This window comes from Amycolatopsis sp. NPDC026612 (assembly GCF_040638285.1).
Taxonomy (GTDB): domain Bacteria; phylum Actinomycetota; class Actinomycetes; order Mycobacteriales; family Pseudonocardiaceae; genus Amycolatopsis.
In genome coordinates this window covers 126,878-143,625 of sequence record NZ_JBEZYB010000013.1, presented here as the reverse complement: position 1 = coordinate 143,625, position 16,748 = coordinate 126,878, and the positions used below count along the sequence as shown (strand labels likewise).

At 71.8% G+C, this 16,748-nt stretch carries 15 protein-coding genes; 5 read left to right on the top strand and 10 right to left on the bottom strand.

Translation table 11 applies throughout. The features are described from left to right. Positions 1-107: 107 nt before the first annotated feature. From AB0F15_RS15930 to AB0F15_RS15900, 7 genes are all read right to left on the bottom strand, one after another. Positions 108-1,646, bottom strand: a complete 1,539-nt coding sequence (locus AB0F15_RS15930; protein ID WP_360270485.1) for a beta-propeller fold lactonase family protein — start codon at positions 1,644-1,646, stop codon at positions 108-110. 59 nt (positions 1,647-1,705) lie between these two features. Next, positions 1,706-2,080: an ectoine synthase gene (locus AB0F15_RS15925; RefSeq protein WP_360270483.1), complete on the bottom strand. Its 375-nt coding sequence runs from the start codon at positions 2,078-2,080 to the stop codon at positions 1,706-1,708. Then, the gene (locus tag AB0F15_RS15920) at positions 2,077-3,480 is read right to left on the bottom strand and encodes an AMP-binding protein (protein WP_360270482.1); all 1,404 of its coding nucleotides are present in this window, start codon (positions 3,478-3,480) and stop codon (positions 2,077-2,079) included. The genes AB0F15_RS15925 and AB0F15_RS15920 overlap by 4 nt, the downstream gene beginning before the upstream one ends. A gap of 47 nt (positions 3,481-3,527) precedes the next feature. Continuing rightward, positions 3,528-4,784, bottom strand: coding sequence for an FHA domain-containing protein (locus tag AB0F15_RS15915; protein ID WP_360270480.1), 1,257 nt, complete (start codon positions 4,782-4,784; stop codon positions 3,528-3,530). Then, on the bottom strand, positions 4,781-5,218 hold the full coding sequence (locus AB0F15_RS15910; protein WP_360270478.1) for a hypothetical protein: 438 nt from the start codon (positions 5,216-5,218) through the stop codon (positions 4,781-4,783). Before AB0F15_RS15910 ends, AB0F15_RS15915 begins: the two co-directional genes overlap by 4 nt. 28 nt (positions 5,219-5,246) lie before the next feature. Further along, positions 5,247-6,806: a hypothetical protein gene (locus AB0F15_RS15905; RefSeq protein WP_360270476.1), complete on the bottom strand. Its 1,560-nt coding sequence runs from the start codon at positions 6,804-6,806 to the stop codon at positions 5,247-5,249. 89 nt (positions 6,807-6,895) lie between these two features. Further along, positions 6,896-7,726, bottom strand: coding sequence for a BTAD domain-containing putative transcriptional regulator (locus AB0F15_RS15900; protein WP_360270475.1), 831 nt, complete (start codon positions 7,724-7,726; stop codon positions 6,896-6,898). Between the two features lie 435 nt (positions 7,727-8,161). Here AB0F15_RS15900 and AB0F15_RS15895 point away from each other — a divergent pair, with 435 nt between their 5' ends. The 5 genes from AB0F15_RS15895 (at position 8,162) to AB0F15_RS15875 (ending at position 13,409) form a co-directional block, all read left to right on the top strand. Continuing rightward, a complete protein-coding gene (locus tag AB0F15_RS15895; protein WP_360270474.1) occupies positions 8,162-8,683 on the top strand; it encodes a PadR family transcriptional regulator in 522 nt (173 codons plus the stop codon). Continuing rightward, positions 8,683-9,372, top strand: a complete 690-nt coding sequence (locus AB0F15_RS15890) for an ABC transporter ATP-binding protein (protein ID WP_360270472.1) — start codon at positions 8,683-8,685, stop codon at positions 9,370-9,372. The genes AB0F15_RS15895 and AB0F15_RS15890 overlap by 1 nt, the downstream gene beginning before the upstream one ends. Continuing rightward, complete coding sequence (locus AB0F15_RS15885) at positions 9,372-11,657, top strand: FtsX-like permease family protein (RefSeq protein WP_360270499.1); 2,286 nt, start codon at positions 9,372-9,374, stop codon at positions 11,655-11,657. Before AB0F15_RS15890 ends, AB0F15_RS15885 begins: the two co-directional genes overlap by 1 nt. Before the next feature lie 109 nt (positions 11,658-11,766). Next, positions 11,767-12,588, top strand: a complete 822-nt coding sequence (locus AB0F15_RS15880) for a sigma-70 family RNA polymerase sigma factor (RefSeq protein ID WP_360270471.1) — start codon at positions 11,767-11,769, stop codon at positions 12,586-12,588. Next, positions 12,480-13,409: a hypothetical protein gene (locus tag AB0F15_RS15875; protein WP_360270469.1), complete on the top strand. Its 930-nt coding sequence runs from the start codon at positions 12,480-12,482 to the stop codon at positions 13,407-13,409. Before AB0F15_RS15880 ends, AB0F15_RS15875 begins: the two co-directional genes overlap by 109 nt. Before the next feature lie 21 nt (positions 13,410-13,430). Here AB0F15_RS15875 and AB0F15_RS15870 read toward each other — a convergent pair whose 3' ends face one another. The 3 genes from AB0F15_RS15870 to AB0F15_RS15860 form a co-directional block, all read right to left on the bottom strand. Further along, positions 13,431-14,777, bottom strand: coding sequence for a ricin-type beta-trefoil lectin domain protein (locus AB0F15_RS15870; protein WP_360270467.1), 1,347 nt, complete (start codon positions 14,775-14,777; stop codon positions 13,431-13,433). A gap of 183 nt (positions 14,778-14,960) precedes the next feature. Then, positions 14,961-15,878, bottom strand: a complete 918-nt coding sequence (gene folP / locus AB0F15_RS15865; RefSeq protein WP_360270466.1) for a dihydropteroate synthase — start codon at positions 15,876-15,878, stop codon at positions 14,961-14,963. Positions 15,879-15,883: 5 nt separating this feature from the next. Continuing rightward, positions 15,884-16,696 carry an SDR family NAD(P)-dependent oxidoreductase gene (locus AB0F15_RS15860; protein ID WP_360270464.1) on the bottom strand — a complete coding sequence of 271 codons (813 nt, stop codon included), beginning with the start codon at positions 16,694-16,696 and terminating at the stop codon, positions 15,884-15,886. Positions 16,697-16,748 lie beyond the last annotated feature (52 nt).

Sequence of the window (16,748 nt, the reverse complement as noted above, 5' to 3'; positions counted from 1 at the left end):
CGTTGTTCGTGCGCCTGGCTGGGGGGTTGAAGGGAGTCTGCGCCGAACGCCGTCGCCCCGCCGTCACAGCACGGCCGCCGCGGGACGCGTCCGTCCTCTTCGGACGGTCAGAACGCGGCGATCCCGAACGGCGGCAGCTGACCGCCGTTCTCCGGGAGGACGACGTTGAACGCCTTGTGCTCCTCGATGAACTTCAGCGTGCCGTCGGCGTTCACCTGGAACACCTGCAGCAGCCCGAAGTGGGAGTTGAGCTGGTAGAGCCACCGGCTGTCGCGGCTGAGCGCGATGTCGAACGTGCCGTCCCTGGTGTGGCCGTCGGCGGCCTGCGGGTGCAGCAGCGTCAGCGCTCCGGTGTCTTCGATGCGGTAGCTGGAAATCGAGCCGCCGCCCAGCGCGTTCGAGGTGAACGCCAGCTTCCCGTCGTTCGTGGGGACGATCCAGCAGCTGTCGGTGCCGCTGTTGGGCACGGCCTTGCTGATCGCCTTCAGGGTTCCGTTGCCCAGCATGGTGTAGCTGCTCGCGGTGCCCTTGCCCTTGTCGGCGTGGTTCTGCTCGCTGAACAGGGCCGTGCCGTCCTTGGTGAAGGAGAAGCCGAACGGGCCGGTGCCGGAGGTGTTCTGCACGGCCTTGGCGCCGAGCGTCCCGTCGGGGTTGACGGCGAAGGTGTCGATGGCGCCGTTTTCGGCGGGCTGCTCGGGCAGCGTGGCGATCCGCTCCGACACGACCAGCTGCGCACCGTCGGGGGTGAACGAAACCTGGGAGCAGCCGGACCGGCCGCCGCCGCTGAGCGGGCGGGTGGACGCCGGGATCGGGGTGAGCCTGCCTTCGACGTCGATCCGGAAGCCCGAAACCGACGGCTGGTCGCCGTGCGTGCAGTTGTCCAGGAACGCGTCGGGGAACTTCAGCACGAACCGGTCGTCGAGCTCACCGCTGTTGAGGGCGTAGAGCAGGCCGTGGTTCACCGTCAGGCTCACCGGCTTGTTCCCGCCGGAGGGGACGTTCGAAACCAGCTGGAGGCCGTCGGCGGCGACCCGGAACACGCTGATCGTGTCGCTGCCCGCATTGGCCACGTACAGCAGCTGCGCGCTGTCGAGGTTGTGCTGCGGGGAGGTCTCCCCCGCCGTGGTACCGAGCACGATGCCGTGCGCGGAGTCCTCGAAGCTGCCGCTGCCGACGCCGCCGGTCTTGTACCGGCCGACCTCGTGCAGCCGCCCGTCCTCGCTCCGGGAGAACGCGAGGACCTCGTTGGCGGTCGGGTCGTTCGTCTGCACGAACACCGCGCCGCGACGCAGGTCGAACACGCCACCGCTGCCCGCCGCGGGGTTGCCGGCCGCGGCGAAGGCGTCACCGGCGTCGCCGGCGGCCGTGCCGGTCTGACCGGCCAGCGGGACCGGCAGCGCCTCCCCGTCGTCGGCGGAGTCGTTGACGACCCAGCCGACGACGAACCCGGCGGCGATCGCGATCACCGCGGCCAGCACGCCGACCACGATCCCGAGGCGACGGCGGCGGCGCGGTGGCCGGGCGGGTGGTGCCAGGGCGGGGGCAGGCTGCTGGGCGAAGCCGGGCGGGCCCGCCGATGGCTGGGCGGGGAAGCCCTGGGTGCGCGGGCCGTAGCCGTGGCCGGCCCCGGCGTTGGTGTTGTCCATCATCACTCCTTTGTCGAAACGGCGGGTCCGGTCCCGTCTCCGGCCGGGGGCGGACCGGCTCAGTAGTGCGAAAATTCGGCCTGGTCGAAGGAATGCCGCTCGTCACCGCGCAGCGGCGGGTTGAACACGCTGATGAGCTCCATGTCGCCCTCGCTGCAGGCGATGAGGAAGTGCTCGTCGTGGTCGTCGAGGGCGTAGATGACGCCGGGCGACAGGTCGAAGGAGGTGCCGTCGGCCGTGACGACCTGCCCCCGCCCGGCGATGCAGTAACACGCTTCCAGGTGCCTGCGGTACTGCAGCGGCGACTTCGAGCCGGCTTTGACCAAGGTGTGGGCGAGGGTGAACCCCATCTTGTCGCGCTGGGTGAGAAACCGGTAGCTGAGCCCGTTTCCCCAGTCGACGCAGGTCACCTCGGCCTTGGAACGCACGATCATGACAGGATTCCTTCCTTCGGGGTGGCCACGGCCTGCCGCTTCCCGTTCGCGGACCGGCCGATGCGGTGTTCGACGATCTCGACGCTGCTCGGGACGGCGGTGGCCGGCAGCTTGGCGCGGCAGTACACGCGCAGTTGCAACCCGGTGAGCCGGGCCCGCGGCCGCAGCCGCACCGCCGCGCTGATCCGGTGCCCCTCTGCGGGGTCGGCGGTGGCGGTGACCAGCGCGTCGACCACGTCGGTGTGCCGGAGGATGACCTCCTGGACCTGGTGCAGGTTCGTCCGCGCGCCCCGGACCTTCACCTGGTCGTCGCGGCGGCCGCGCACGAACAGCCGGCCCCGCTCGTCCCGCTCGACGAGGTCGCCGGTGCGGAACGGGCGGCCGATCGGCGTGAGCCCGCCGCGCCGCCGGTCGAGGTAGCCCCTGGCCTGGAACGGCGTGGCCACCAGCAGCTCGCCCCGGCCCGCGCCGGTCACGGTCTCGCCGTGCTCGCCGGCGACGGTGGCCTCGACTCCCGCGATCGGGTCGCCCAGGGGCACGGCGCCGAGCGCGAGGGACTCTTCGACGTCCACTTCGCCGAGGAAGCTGTCGTTGGTTTCCGTGCTTCCGTAGAGGTTCCAGAGCCGGGCGCGGGGGAACAGCGCCGGCAGCCCGGCCGCGAGGCGGGGTGGCAGGACGTCGCCGGTGGAGATCACGTGCCGGACCCCGGGCAGCGGCCGCGGCGCCGACTCGGTCAGCATCCGCAGGTGCATCGGGGACAGCTGCACGACGTCGGCACGCCCGCACGCGTCGGCCAGGTCCGCGCCGCCGGTGGCGGCTTCGGGCGCCGCCAGCTCGGCCCGCGCCCCGGCCGCCAGCGCGGCCCAGACGTCCAAAAGGGACAGATCGAAGTTCAAGGGCACGCAGCTGAGCGTCGTGACGCCCGGGCCGATGCCGAACCGGGCCGACGCCCAGCCGAAGAACCGGTCGAGCCCGGCGGCGTCGAGCACGACCGTCTTCGCCGGCCCGGTCGTGCCGGAGGTGGTCAGGAGCAGGCCGGACCCGGCGGGCCGCGCGGCCACCCCGGCCAGCCGGACGAACTCGCCGTCCGGGGCGAGCACGGCCGAGCACCCGGCCTGGCCGCACAGGTCGACCAGCGCGTCGGACCCGAGCTCGGCCGGCGGCAGCAGGACCTGCTTCCCCCCGGCGAGGCAGGCCAGGACCAGGGCCACCGTCTCCGGGGACTTGCGCGGCGGCACGCAGACCGCTCCGGCGGCCCGCGCCACCACCGGACCGAGCTTCCCGGCCAGGCGCGCGAGCCCCGCGTAGGAGACGGTCCGGTCGCCGGCGGACAACGCGGGCGCGGACGGCGTGCGTTCCACGCGCGCCGCGAAGCGGGTGAGGAAGGACGACGACGGCATGGCTTGCTCCTTCGGGTTCGGCCGGGTGGTGGTCCGGGCGACGGGTATCAGCAGTGGCGGTGGGAGAAGTAGCGGAGCTGCCGCATCCCGGCCGCGATCACGGAACCGGCCTCGAGCACGGTCTCCGTCCCCGGTTCCAGCCGGCTCCAGGCACCGGTGCCGCGGGGCATCACGAAGGTGCCGTTGGCCGATCCCAGGTCGACGACGACGACCTGCCAGTCCCGCAGGACGATCCGCGCGTGCCGGCGCGAGACGAGGGGGTCGGCCAGCGTGACCGCATCCACGTCGCCCGCGGCCACGGCCTCGTCGGTCTCGGGCATCCGGCCGAGCAGGACGTCCCGCACCAGCGGGACGGTCGTCCCGTCGTCGAGCACCAGCACGCCCAGCTGGGGCCGCGGCCCCACTTCCGGCGAGCGAGGGGCCTGGACCATCGAGAGCCCGCACACCGAGCAGTACGAGACGGCGGGATCGTTGAAGTGGTCACGCCCGCAGCGCACACCGGACACGTTCGCGACCGCCCGGGCGCGACCGCTGTCCGATGTGGACTCCGGTGCGGCGGGCGTCACCGGCGCGGCCGGGTTCTGGGTCGGGGTCTGAGTCGGGGTCTGGGTCGGCGACGCCGGGGTCGGCCGGGCCGGAGCCGGAGCCGACTGCACCAGGGCCGGCTCGGCCAGGGCCCGCACGGCTGCGGCGGGCTGGGCCGGGACCGGGGTCGGGATCGGCGCGGCCGGGGCCGATTGGACCGGCTCAGCCTGCACCGTTTCGGCCTGCACCGGCTCGGCCGGGGGCGCGGCCTGCCCCGGCTCGGCTGTCACCGGCTCGGCCGGGGCCGGGGCCGCGGAGCCGTTCACCGTGCCCAGGTCGGTGCCGCCGACGACGGCGCGGACCGCGTCCACCCGGTCGGTGATCACGCGGTCCAGGACGGTCACCGCGTCCCGGCCGTCGAGGTGCACCTGCTCGCCGTTGACCGTGACGATCAGCTCCGCCCCTCCGTGCACGATGGCGGCCAGGCCGTCGTGGGTCGGCCCGAACGCGCAGAGCGCCGGGAAGTCGTCGCCGTCCGGGGCTGCGGCGCCGATCAGGCCGGCCACCTGGCGGCTCAGCTGCCGCGCGTCGGCCTCGCCCGCGGCGATCCCGGCGACGGCGTCGAGCAGCGCGCCGATGCGGTGCTGCCGCCCGGGAACCGCTTCACAGACCAGGGTCAGGTCGCCGTAGCGGGCCAGGACGGCGTTGCCCCGCAAGGGGTGCAGCCCGTCCGGCGCCGTCGCGACCGCCTGCGGTGAATTGTCCAGAACCGTGCTCATACCAGTCTCCCGCCGTGAAACCTCCATCGGATGAACAGCACCCTCATCGGCCCGTTCGCGAACAACCACACCGCCAGCCAGACGATCCCGAAGTGGATCAGGAAGGCCGCCCAGGGCACCGGGCCCGGCAGCCAGGGCAGCCGGCCGCGGTCCGCGAGCACCCACACGAGGATTCCCTCCGGCACGGCGGTGAGGAGGCCGAAGAGGGTGGGCCAATCCTTCTCCCACCGCCACTGCATGAGCAGGTGGTAGAGGAATTCCCAGCCGACCCCGAGCACGGTTACGGCGCCCAGCACCACGAAGGTGGCCTGGTACCGGTCCGCCACCGGCGCGCCGATCGGGAGGATCGGCGCGAGCAGCGCGGTCAGCGCGCCGCCGAGGACGACGAGGAGGAACAGCCGGGTCTGGATCCGGCCGAGCAGTGTCGGCACCACGTTGTTGACCTCTTCCCCTGCCGTGCGGTCAGATCCGGCGTCCGGTGGCCCACTTCAGCCACCGGGCGAAGGAGCTGACCGGCCCCATGTGGTCGCAGTAGCCGCGCCGGGCGACGTCGTCGATGACGTCCTGCGCGGCCAGCTGGAGCCCGAGGAAGGTGTCCACCCCCGGGAAGTAGCCGCCGTACGCCGCCGCGCCGGTGGCGTAGAGCCGGCCTTCGCCGTTGTCCGCCCCGCGCACGTCGAAGGCTTCGCCGACGTCGAGCCTGCCGAGCACGTTGCGCTGGACACCGCTGCGCCGCAGCAGATCGCCGAGCACGCGGTGCTCGCTGATGTCGCCGTTGAGGCCGGTGCAGTCGATCACGTAGTCGACGGCGACGTTCGTCAGGCCTTCGGGGCGGCCGATCGTGGCCACCATGCCGGTCCCGTCGAGCCGCAGGTCGGCGATCCGGCCGGACACCGGCTGGTACCAGCCGGCTTCCCGGGCGGTCCGCTGGCCGTCGAGCCAGTGCCGCCGCGACGGAGTCGTGGTGCCCCCGATCTGCTCGTAGATCCGGGCCCGGTCGGCGCCCTCGAGCCCGCGCATGCGGGCGCGCAGCTGGCCGCCCCACGCCGACTTCGGGTAGTTGAAGCCCTGGAACGCCCAGCCGTCGCGGCCGGGGCGCCGCGCCCACGGGTGCGGCCCGTGGTTGCCGGCGTAGTACGTCCGGAACAGGTGCACGATCTGCGTCGGCGCGCCACCCTCGAGCCGGTCGGTGATCAACCGGTGCAGGACGGCGGAGGCGACGACCCCGCCACCGCGCACCAGGACGGTGCCGGGGCGCTGGCGCAGGGCCTGGTAGACGTGCTCGTGGTCCTCGTAGCCGTTGACCACGTGGTGGAAGTCGTTCATCCGCTCGCGGAACGCCTGCATGTCCGGCAGGAACCGCAGGCCGGGGTAGCCCACGGCCAGGTGCACGTCCCGCGACCGGAACGCGACGTGCTCGGACGGCACCGTGCTCCGCTCGTCGGCGGCCGGGGAAAGCAGGCTGAAGTACCCGCCGCCGGCGCGGCGGCGGACGACCTGCACCTCGCCGCGCACCAGCATCTCGTCGTACCGGATCCGCTCGGCTTCCCGGGCGATGCCGTCGAGCACCGTCCCGAGCACGGGGGTGTAGAAGTCCGCGAAGACCGGCTCCAGGAACACCTGCGTCAACGGCTTGAGGCTCCGGTGCTGCCACGCTTCCTGCAGCGCGTAGGACGGGAAGCCCCACAGGTTGTCCGGACGCGACGCCGAGTCCGAGCGGATCCGGCGGCTGCGCGGCAGCTGCGAAACACGGGTGAGGTATTCGTAGGTCTGCCACGGGTGCGTCAGGTTCGACAGGACGCGGATGTCCTCGGCCGGCACGTCGCCGGCGACCCGCAGGTAGTCGACGGTGACGAACGAGCCCATTCCCCCGCCGACGCTGACGAAGGGGACGTCGTACACCGGGATTCCCGTGGTGGCGACCATCTGGTCCGTCCACATGTCACTCGTGTCGAGCAGGGGCGGGACGACCCTCGCGGTCGGCAGCTGCCGCGGGGCGGCGGCCTCGGTCGTGTCAGTCACTTTCACTCACCGGCTCACTGTTCTGGTCTGTCCAAGAGGTTCACTCGTAAGAGTGGTTGCGACGCCGTTGCCGCACCGTCCTCGCAGCGTCACACGTCAAGGCCGGCAGGCGTTTCGTCGAGCAGCTGGCCGATGCTCGTGGCCGGCTCGACGCCCAGTTCGTCGCGGAAGATCCGCTGGTAGTCGGCGAAGTAGGAAAGCGCTTCCTGCCGGTTCCCCTGCACGAGACAGGCCCGGATGAGTGTCTGGTGAGCACTGTCGCGGAGGGAATCCGCCTGCACCAGCGCCAAAGCGGTGCAGACAGCCGCGCCGGGCAGGCCCGCGCCGGACAACCGGTGCGACAGGGTTTCCAGTGTGGCCAGCCGGAGCTGGCGGAACCGGCTCTGGTACTCCAGCAGCCATTCGTCGTCCAGATCGGGCAACAGGTCGTGGTAGAAGTCGGTTTCGAGCGCTTCGTTGCAGACCGCGGCGGGCAGCGGGCCTTCGGCGGTGAGGATCCGGTTCGCCAGCGCGGTCGCCGAGTCCAGGTCGATCCGCAGCCCGGCGGCGAGCCGCAGGTACGAGCCGGACACGCGGATCAGGCCGGGACAGGTCCGCTCCAGCCGGTAGATCACCGTGCGCAGATTGGCGTGGGCGCGGGCGCTGGTGGCGTCGGGCCACAGCAGGTGCGCGATCTGCCGCCGGGCGACCGAGCCCGAGTGACAGCACAGGACGGCGACGAGACGCTGTCCCGTCGTGCTGACGTCGAGCAGCCGACCTTCCAGCACGAGCCGGAAGCCGCCGAGCAAGGTCAGTTCGCCCGCCGGAGCGGCGGCATCGGGCTCTTCGGACGTCCCTCCCGGACGCCGCGGCGTGGTCGGCCAGATCCGGGCGTCCGGGCGAAAGACGGTGGACCGGGTCGTGGTGACGTCGATGAGCATGAATAGTCCCCCAAACACGATGTCGGAACGGGTACGTGAAGTACCGAGACACCACGTGGCGAGAGCGTTACATGATCACGAAGATCCTTACCGTCTGTGCGTGGAGGATGGGGAAGTCACCCGATTCGGGGTGGCGACGCCCGAAAAGACTACGAAAAGTAGGTGTTTAGCGAGCCGCAAGCCGGGTATTCCATCAACCGGTCGTCGGGGGCACGGCCGGGTTTTTCGTGTGTCCTTTTCGGTCGGTCATCGGTCCGCGGCGATCTCGCCGGGGTCGCCTCGGCCCGCACCGGCGCGCCCACCCTCGATCACATCGCCTCAAAGCCCACTGACCTCGCGGAATGATCTACTCCCCGGGCGTATACGCCCTGTGTATACACCTCCGGTATAGTGATCACCGCGCCGGGGATTCCGGGGTCAAGGGAGGGACAGGGGATGTCGGTTTCACACACCTTGCTCGCGTTGCTCGAATCGGGCCCGCGGCATGGCTACGACCTGAAACGGGCCTACGACGAGCAGTTCGGGCAGGACCGCCCGCTGGCCTACGGCCAGGTCTATTCGACGTTGTCTCGGCTGCTGCGCAACGGCATGGTCGAAGTGGCAGGTGTCGAGAGCGGTGACGGGCCGGAACGGAAACGCTACACGATCACCGACGCCGGGGTCACCGACGTCGACTCGTGGCTGCGCACCCCGGAGAACCCGCAGCCGTACCTGCAGAACACGCTCTACACCAAGGTGGTGCTCGCCCTGCTGTCCGGGCGCAGCGCTTCGGAGGTCCTCGACGTCCAGCGCGGTGCGCACCTGAAGGTGATGCGCTCGCTCACCAAACGCAAGAACGGCGGCGAACTCGCCGATCAGCTGATCTGCGACCACGCGCTCTTCCACCTCGAGGCGGACCTGCGGTGGCTGGAGCTCACCGCCGCGCGCCTCGGCGAACTCGAGCAGGCGGTGCGCTGATGACCACGCCGGGAACGCCGTTGCTCGCCGCGAGCGGACTGCACAAGTCGTTCGGGCAGACACGGGCGCTCGATGGGGCTGCCCTCTCCGTCTCGGCGGGGGAAGTGCTCGCGATCATGGGCTCGTCCGGTTCGGGCAAGTCGACGCTGCTGCACTGTCTCGCCGGCATCGTCCGGCCGGACGCGGGAACCATCAGCTACGACGGCGCCGACCTGGTCGGTATGGACGACCGGGGACGGAGTGCGTTGCGGCGCACCGAGTTCGGCTTCGTGTTCCAGTTCGGCCAGCTCGTGCCCGAACTGTCCTGCCTCGAAAACGTCGCGCTTCCGCTGCGGCTCACCGGCACCAAGCGGAAGCAGGCCGAGGCCAAGGCGACCGATTGGCTCGCGCGCCTGGAGGTCGACGGGCTGGCGAAGCGGCGCCCGGGCGACGTGTCCGGCGGGCAGGCGCAGCGGGTCGCGGTGGCGCGGGCGCTGGTGACCGGGCCGAAGGTGGTCTTCGCGGACGAGCCGACCGGCGCGCTCGACTCGCTCAACGGCGAGAAGGTCATGCAGATGCTCACCCAGGCGGCGCGGGAAACGCACGCCGCGGTGGTGCTGGTGACCCACGAGCCGCGGGTCGCGGCCTATTCGGACCGCGAGATCGTGGTGCGGGACGGGCACACGGTCGACCGGGAGCTGGTCGCGTGATGCGGGATCTGGCGCTGGGACTCCGGCTGGCCGTCGGGGGCGGCCGGATGTCCGGCGCGGCGCTGCTGCGCCTCGCGATGACCGCGTTCGGGATCGCGCTCGCGGTCGCCGTGCTGCTGCCCGCGGCGGCGGTCCACCACCTGGCCGGCGCCCAGGCGGAACGCAAGGCAGCGATCGGGCCGGTCACCGAGCCGCGCGCGGGTGTCGCCCCGCTGCTGGCCTACAACTGGTACGCGACGCTCGGCGACGAATTCGTGAAGGTCACCGCGGTCGCCGCGACCGGGGCGAACTCGCCGGTGCCACCGGGCCTCGACCGCGTGCCCGCGCCGGGTGAGCTCGCCGTGTCGCCGGAGCTCGCCGCGAAGCTGGCCGCCCCGGACGGCGGTTCGCTGAGGGCACAGCTGCCGGGGCACGTGGTCGGCCGGATCTCGCGCGAAGGCGTCTCCGGCGCGGGCGATCTGACCGCGTACTACGGGGTGCCTGCCGCGCAGATCGAGGCCGAAGGCGACGAAGGCGCCAAGGTCTACGCGTTCGGCCGGCCCTACACCGGGCTCGGGCTGTCGGCGGTCATGCTGGGCGTCATCCTGCCGATCGCGGCGGTGCTGCTGCTGCCGTTGCTGATCTTCGTGACCACCGCCTCGCGGATGGGCGCGGCGCAGCGGGAACGCCGGCTCGCCGCACTGCGGCTGATCGGCCTGGACTCCCGCCAGGTCAAACGGGTCGCGGCGGCCGAATCACTGGTCGGGGCCGGGATCGGGCTCGCGGCGGGCATCGGGTTCTTCGCCGTGCTCCGCACGTTCGTGGCCGACATCCTGCCGTTCGGTCTGCGGATCTTCCCGGAGGACTTCGTCCCCTCCTGGCCGCTGGTCGTGGTGATCGTGCTGCTGGTGCCCGGGCTCGCGGTCGGGTCGGCACTGTTCGGGCTGCGCCGAACGATCGTGGAACCGCTCGGTGTGGTCCGCCAGGGCAAGCCGGTGAGCCGGCGGATGTGGTGGCGCTGGGCGCTCACCGGGATCGGTGCGCTGCTCCTGGCCGCCACCTTGACCCTCGAGCGAGGAGGGGGCGACACCGCCGGCGGGCTGGCGCTCGCGGCGGGCAGCGTCTTCCTGCTGGTGGGCGTCGCGGCCCTGCTGCCGTGGCTGGTCGAGCGGCTCGTCGAACGGCTGCACGGCGGTTCGCCGTCGTGGCAGCTCGCGATCCGGCGGCTGCAGCTGGACAGCGGCACCGCCAGCCGCGTGGTGTCCGGCCTGGTCGTCGTCCTGGCCGGCACGATCCTGATCCAGGGCGTGATCACGTCGCTCGGCAGTGGCATGGACCGGCGGAAGTCACCGGCCGGGGTGGCCGTCGCTCCGGTGCAGGTGGAGACCACCACCGCGCACGAAGCCGAGGTCGGCAGGCTGGTGTCGGCCGCGCCGGGGGTGACCGGCGTACACCCGGCCAGGACCATGACGTTCCGGTCCGGACCGCGGCAGGACTACGGCATGGTCGGCGACTGCGTGGCGCTCAAGACGCGGGCGGACATCGGCACCTGCTCCGACGGCGACGTGTTCTACGTGGTGCCGCCCGAGGGCGGCACGGCGCCGACCGGCCGGCTGCAGCTGCAGAGCTACTCCCACGGCCGGGAAGTGAACGGTCCGGAGTGGACGGTTCCCGGGCACGTCCGGGTCGTGCGGTCGGACGACACACTGGCGGGCGACGACCTGCTGGTCACGCCCGGCGCGCTCGGCGGGCTCGCCCTCCCGGACTCGTCGGTCGCGGTCTACGTGTCGGGCACCGGCGACCCCCGGGTGCTGACCGACAACGTCGCGAAGGCGGTCAACTCGCTCGCCTGGAACGCCACGGTCAGCAACAGCGACTACCTGAACGACTACGTCGAGCGCGACAAGCGGATGGTGGCGAGCTTCCGCGCGGTGCTGCTCACCGCATCGCTGTTCGTGCTGGCGGTGGCCGCGATGAGCCTGCTCATGCTGTCGATCGAGCAGATCAGCGAACGGCGGCGGCCGCTCGCGGCGCTGTCCGCGGCCGGGGTGCCGATCGGGGTGCTGGCCCGCGGATCACTGTGGCAGACGGCGATCCCGGTGGTGGTCGGCGTGGTGCTGGCGGTCGCGGCGGGACTCGGGCTGACGGCCCCGATCCTGCGGCTGGCGGACCGGCCGATGACCATCGACGTCCCGGCCCTGCTCGCACTGGCGGGCGCCACGGTGGCGGCGGTCCTGCTGGTGACCGCGCTGACGATGCCGTTGCTGCGGCAGGTGACCCGATTGGACACGCTGCGCTCGGAATGAGCCGCCGCGCCGGCTCGCGCGCCCAGGAACTCGGCGGCCGCGGGCAGGCCGTGAAACCGCGCGCACGGCCGGGGTGGAACCGGAAACGATCGAGACGGCAAAAAGGGGCATGACACCATTGCGGTCCGCCAGGGGGAACGATCGGTCGTCGCCGGCCGGTCTCGTCGCGGACGTCACCGATGCCGAGCTGATCGCCGGCGATGCCGAGACGTTCGGCGTGCTGTTCGACCGGCACGCCCGCCCGCTGCATCGGTACTGTGCCGCGCGGGTCGGGCCGGAGGTCGCGGAAGACCTGGTCTCCGAGACCTTCTGCCTGGCCTTCCGGCAACGTGACCGCTACGACCCCAGCCACGCCGGGGCACTGCCGTGGTTGTACGGCATCGCGACCAACGTGGTCCGGCGCCGACGGCGGCAGGAGTCGACGCGGTACCGGACGATGGCCAGGGCGAGCGGGACCGACGTCAGTTCCGACGAGCCCGAGCAGCAGGCGATCGACCGGATCCACGCCGGCGGTTACGGACGCCTGATCACCGGGATCCTCGCCGACTTGCCCCGCAAGCAACGGGACGTGCTGCTGCTTTACGCGTTGGCGGACCTCGGCTACGAGGAGATCGACCTTGACCTTCGAGCGTGCCATCTCGACCGGCACGACGTGGGCGCGGACCTCCGGTGCGTACGGCCGGACGTGGGTGCGTCCTACGACGACGACGGCGAACGGGTTCACCTACAACCGCGGAATCGCTCCTCGCCCGTCCCGACGGGCAAGGCGGCTTCGGCAACAGCCCGTACCTCTACCACCTCCGGTGGTCCGAGCAGGGCAAGGTGCCCACCGGGCTGGTGCGGCACTTCGCCGATCGTGAGCTCGCGTCCGTGCGGTCGGAACACTCGAGCACCGGCACCGGTCAAACGGGCACCCGCGACTCGATGGTGACGGCCGCCCTTCCCTTCACGCTCCAGGAGTACTACAGCCCGGACACGCCGTGGGAGAGCTCCTTCGACCAGTCCACGGGCGAAGAATACGAGAGCTCCACCCGGAGTGTGCCGAAGACGTACCGGCGGGGACAGCCGGTCGTCGAACGGTGGAACTCGGGCGTCTTCGGGCCGTCGTTCCCGCGGTACCCGGGTGAACCCGCGAAATGGGCGAGCCGGCTGGGCGACACGGCGGCCTTCGACCTGTGGTTGCTGAGCGACCGGGGCGAAGGCCACTACGGTCAGGCGGCGAACGCCGAATCGGGCACCACCGCGCTCTACCGCGACGGCCGGCCGATCGCCGGGTATCCGTGGTCCGGGCGCAGCGAATTCACGCTGCCGCCGGAGGAAGCCGCGTACCGGCTGCACACCGAGTCCACCCGGAACGGTCCGATGGATCTGTCCACCACGGTCAGCGCCGACTGGACCTTCCGGTCCGGGCACGTCGCGGGCCCCGGCGCCGGACCGCTGCCGCTGACGGCCGTGCGGTTCGCGCCCGCACTGGACGACCGGAACCAGGCCTCGGGCGGCGCCGGGTTCCTGGTACCGGTGTACCTCCAGCACACCGGCGGGCAGGCCGCGGTGACGGAGCCGGTGGTGCAGGTGTCCTACGACGACGGGACGACGTGGCGGCCGGCCCCGCTCCTGCCCGCCGGCGACCATTGGCTCGCCCGGCTGTGGCATCCGGCCGTCGGCGGTTTCGTCTCCTTCAAGGCAACCGCGGCCGACCGGAACGGGAACACGGTCGACCAGACCATCATCCGTGCCTACCGCTTGAAGTAGGGGCCGCGGAGGCCGGCCGGGTCAGCCGAGGTTCCACCGTTGGTTGCTGCCGCCGTTGCAGGACCACAGTTCGACCGGAGCGCCCTCGGCGGTGGAACCACCGGTCACGTCCAGGCACAACCCGGACCGCGTAGCGGTCACGGTGCCGTTCGGGTTGAGGTTCCACTGCTGATTGGCCTGGCCGTTGCACGACCACACGATCACCTTGGTGCCGGGACTGGTGCCCTGGCCGGAGGCGTCCAGGCACAGCGGCGTGCCGGCCGGCGTGACCGTCAGCTGACCGGCGGCGGTCCGCGTCCAGGTCTGCCCGGCCAGCCCGTCACACGCGCCGATGGTCAGCTGCGTGCCCGGGGCGCCGGTCGAGGGCGCGGCAAGGCACTTGGCCGCGCCCACCGCGTGCAACGCACCGGTGGTCCCACCCACCGGTGGCGTGCCGCCGGGCACGTACGGGCACTTGGGCGTGTAGACCGAGATGGAACGGGGATCGGGCGGCGCCGGGCACAGGAACGACGTGTACCGGGTGTCGTTGTCCAGGAAGATTTTCAGCCACGGGATCAGCAGCTTCATCTCGACGTTGTTGGGATGGGTGTAGTAGACGTGGTCAGCGCCCGCGAGCTGGGCGAACACGCTCTGCGTCGAGGCGGGCAAGGTCGCGTAGAGGCCACTGAGGTAGGACGGTGTCACCACGGCGTCGTTCTGCCCACCGAGCACCATCGTCGGCACCTTGTCCGTGGCCAACGACAGGTTGCCCACCGGTGAGCCGGGCGCGAGACCGATCACGGCCTTGAGCGTGGGCCGGTTTTCCGCCGCCAGCAACGCTCCGGCCCCGCCCGCGGAATGGCCGAGCACCGCCAGCCGGTTCGGGTCGACCCGGTCGCGCACCGGGCTCTGCGTCGTCAGGTAGTCCAACGCGGCCAGCAGTTCGGTGCCGCGGGCGTCGGCGCTGTCGGTGCGGCTGTTGGTTTCCACGCCGAGCACCACGAACCCGAACGAGGAAAGCCACGGCCCCATCCAGGCCTCCTCGTCGGCGAACCGCGCGGAGTAACCGGGCACGATCGCCAGCGCACCCCAGGTGCCCAGGCTGGTGTCGGTCGGGTAGTACACCATTCCACCGTTGAACCCGTGACCCGCCGGCACGCTCATCGACGCCGTCGCGAACGGGCCGGTACTCGCCTCGATCGCCGCCACCGTCGGATCGGGGCCACGCTGGTACGGATTGTCCGGCGCGACGTCCCGTGGCGGCCCGGCGAGGGCGGGCCCGGCCGTGAGCACCGCCGCGGACAGCGCGGCCAGCACGGCCAGGATGATTCCGATCGTCCGGCCCGTCGTCGCGCCTCGTCGCATGATCGCCTCCAGCCACGCGGACATTCCGCTCAGAGTGGCAAGAGAACTCCGTGACTTCAACAACGACTGCACACCGGCCGGAACCACCGCGCCGGCACGTCAGCGGATTTGCCCAGGACACGGGGGCTTTTTCGAGTTGTTCGACACGGCCGCCACCGCCGTCGCCGACCGGCGCCGGCCGGGAAAGTTTCACCCGGAGCCCGGCCGTCAGCCCGGCTGGTCCGGTTTCCGGCGTTCGTGGCGAAGCGACTCGTCGAGGGCCAACGACGGGTCCACGGCGAGTTCGCCGAGGAGCGCGGCCCGTACCGTCAGGTACTCGCGCACCGCGCCGACGTCGTGCACCCGCAGCAGGTGCCCCCCGGCGTCCGCGCAGTAGCCGATGGCGGCCAGGGTGCCCGCCAGCCGCCGGTTCGGCCGCCGGTCGGTCAGTGCGCCGATGAAATCCTTGCGGGACACCGCCATCAGCAGCGGACGCCCCAGCTGGTGCAGGTCGCTCAGGTGCCGCAGGACCTCGATGGTCTGCCCCGGGGTCTTCGAGAAGTCCGGGCCCGGGTCCAGGATCAGCGCTTCCTCGGGCACTCCGCGGTCCACGGCGAGTCTCATCCGGTCCGCGAGGAACGTGACGACGTCCCGGGTGACGTCCGGATACAGCGCCGGATCCTGCAGCCGGTGTTTCGGCGCGGCGCGGGTGTGCATCAGGACGAGGGCGGCGCCCGTCCTCGCGCACACGTCCGCCAGTCTCGGATCACGCAGGCCGCTGACGTCGTTGACCAGGACGGCCCCGGCCGCGACAGCGGCTTCCGCGACCTCCGGCTTGTACGTGTCCACCGAGACCAGCGCCCCGAGCTCGCGGGTGATGCGGTCGATCACCGGCACGACCCGGTCGATCTCCGCCGCGATCGGCAACGGCTCCCGGTTGGTGATCGCCGACTCGCCGCCGACGTCGATGATGTCCGCGCCTTCGTCGAGCAGCTGCGCGGCGTGGGCGAGCTGGGCGTCGGTGGTGCCGACCAGTGCCCCGTCGGAAAACGACTCGGGCGAGGCGTTCACCACGCCCATCAGCCATGGCCGGCCGCCCAGCTTCAGCGTCCGGCCGGCCGCGGGCACTTCGAACGGGCGGCTCATCGGGCTCACCCCGCCACGGGGCTCTCGAACGCCGTGGAGACGCTCACGTGCTCCCAGGCGTCGAGTTCGCGGGCGATCTCGGTGAGCTTGCCGCGGACGGCCCGGTGCGCGTCGGCGCCCAGCGGCAGCCGCAGCGGCGGGTCGGCCGCCTCGACGGCGGTGATGATCGCGGCGGCTCCCCGGGCCGGGTCTCCCGGCTGCAGGCCGTCGAACCGCCGCATCGTGCCGGCGAGGCGGAATCCGCCGGGTTCGACGACGGTGACGGCGATGCCGAGCGGTTTCAGCTCGGCCTTCAGCGCCTCCGACAAGCCTTCCAGGGCGAACTTCGACGCGTTGTACAGCCCGAGGCCGGCCTGGCCCCGGAATCCGGCGATCGAACTGATGTTGACCAGGTGGCCGCGGCCTCGGGCCCGCAGGTGGGGCAGCAGCGCCCGGATCAGGCGCAGCGGGCCGAAGGAGTTGGTGTCCATCTGGTGCCGCAGTTCGTCTTCGCCGACCTCCTCGACGGCGCCGACCAGCCCGTAGCCGGCGTTGTTGACCAGGACGTCGATGTGCCCGGCCAGCCGCACGGCCTGCGCGGCCCGGTCCGCGAGCACGTCCGGCCCGTCGGTGGTGTCGAGTTCCACGGCGAACGCCCGGCCCGGGGCGAGCGCTTCGAAGGTGCTCGATTGACGCTGGTCGCGCAGCGTTCCGACGACGACGCCCCCGCGCTCGAGGACCTGCTCGGCGAGGGCGCGGCCCAGTCCGCCCGACACGCCCGTGATCAGCCAGTGCCGCGGCTGCGCGCCCGGTGCCATCACCGCCACCTCTCGCCGCATCAGAATAATTATCTATCTGAATAGACGATAGAGACGACACTTCAGGCTGTCA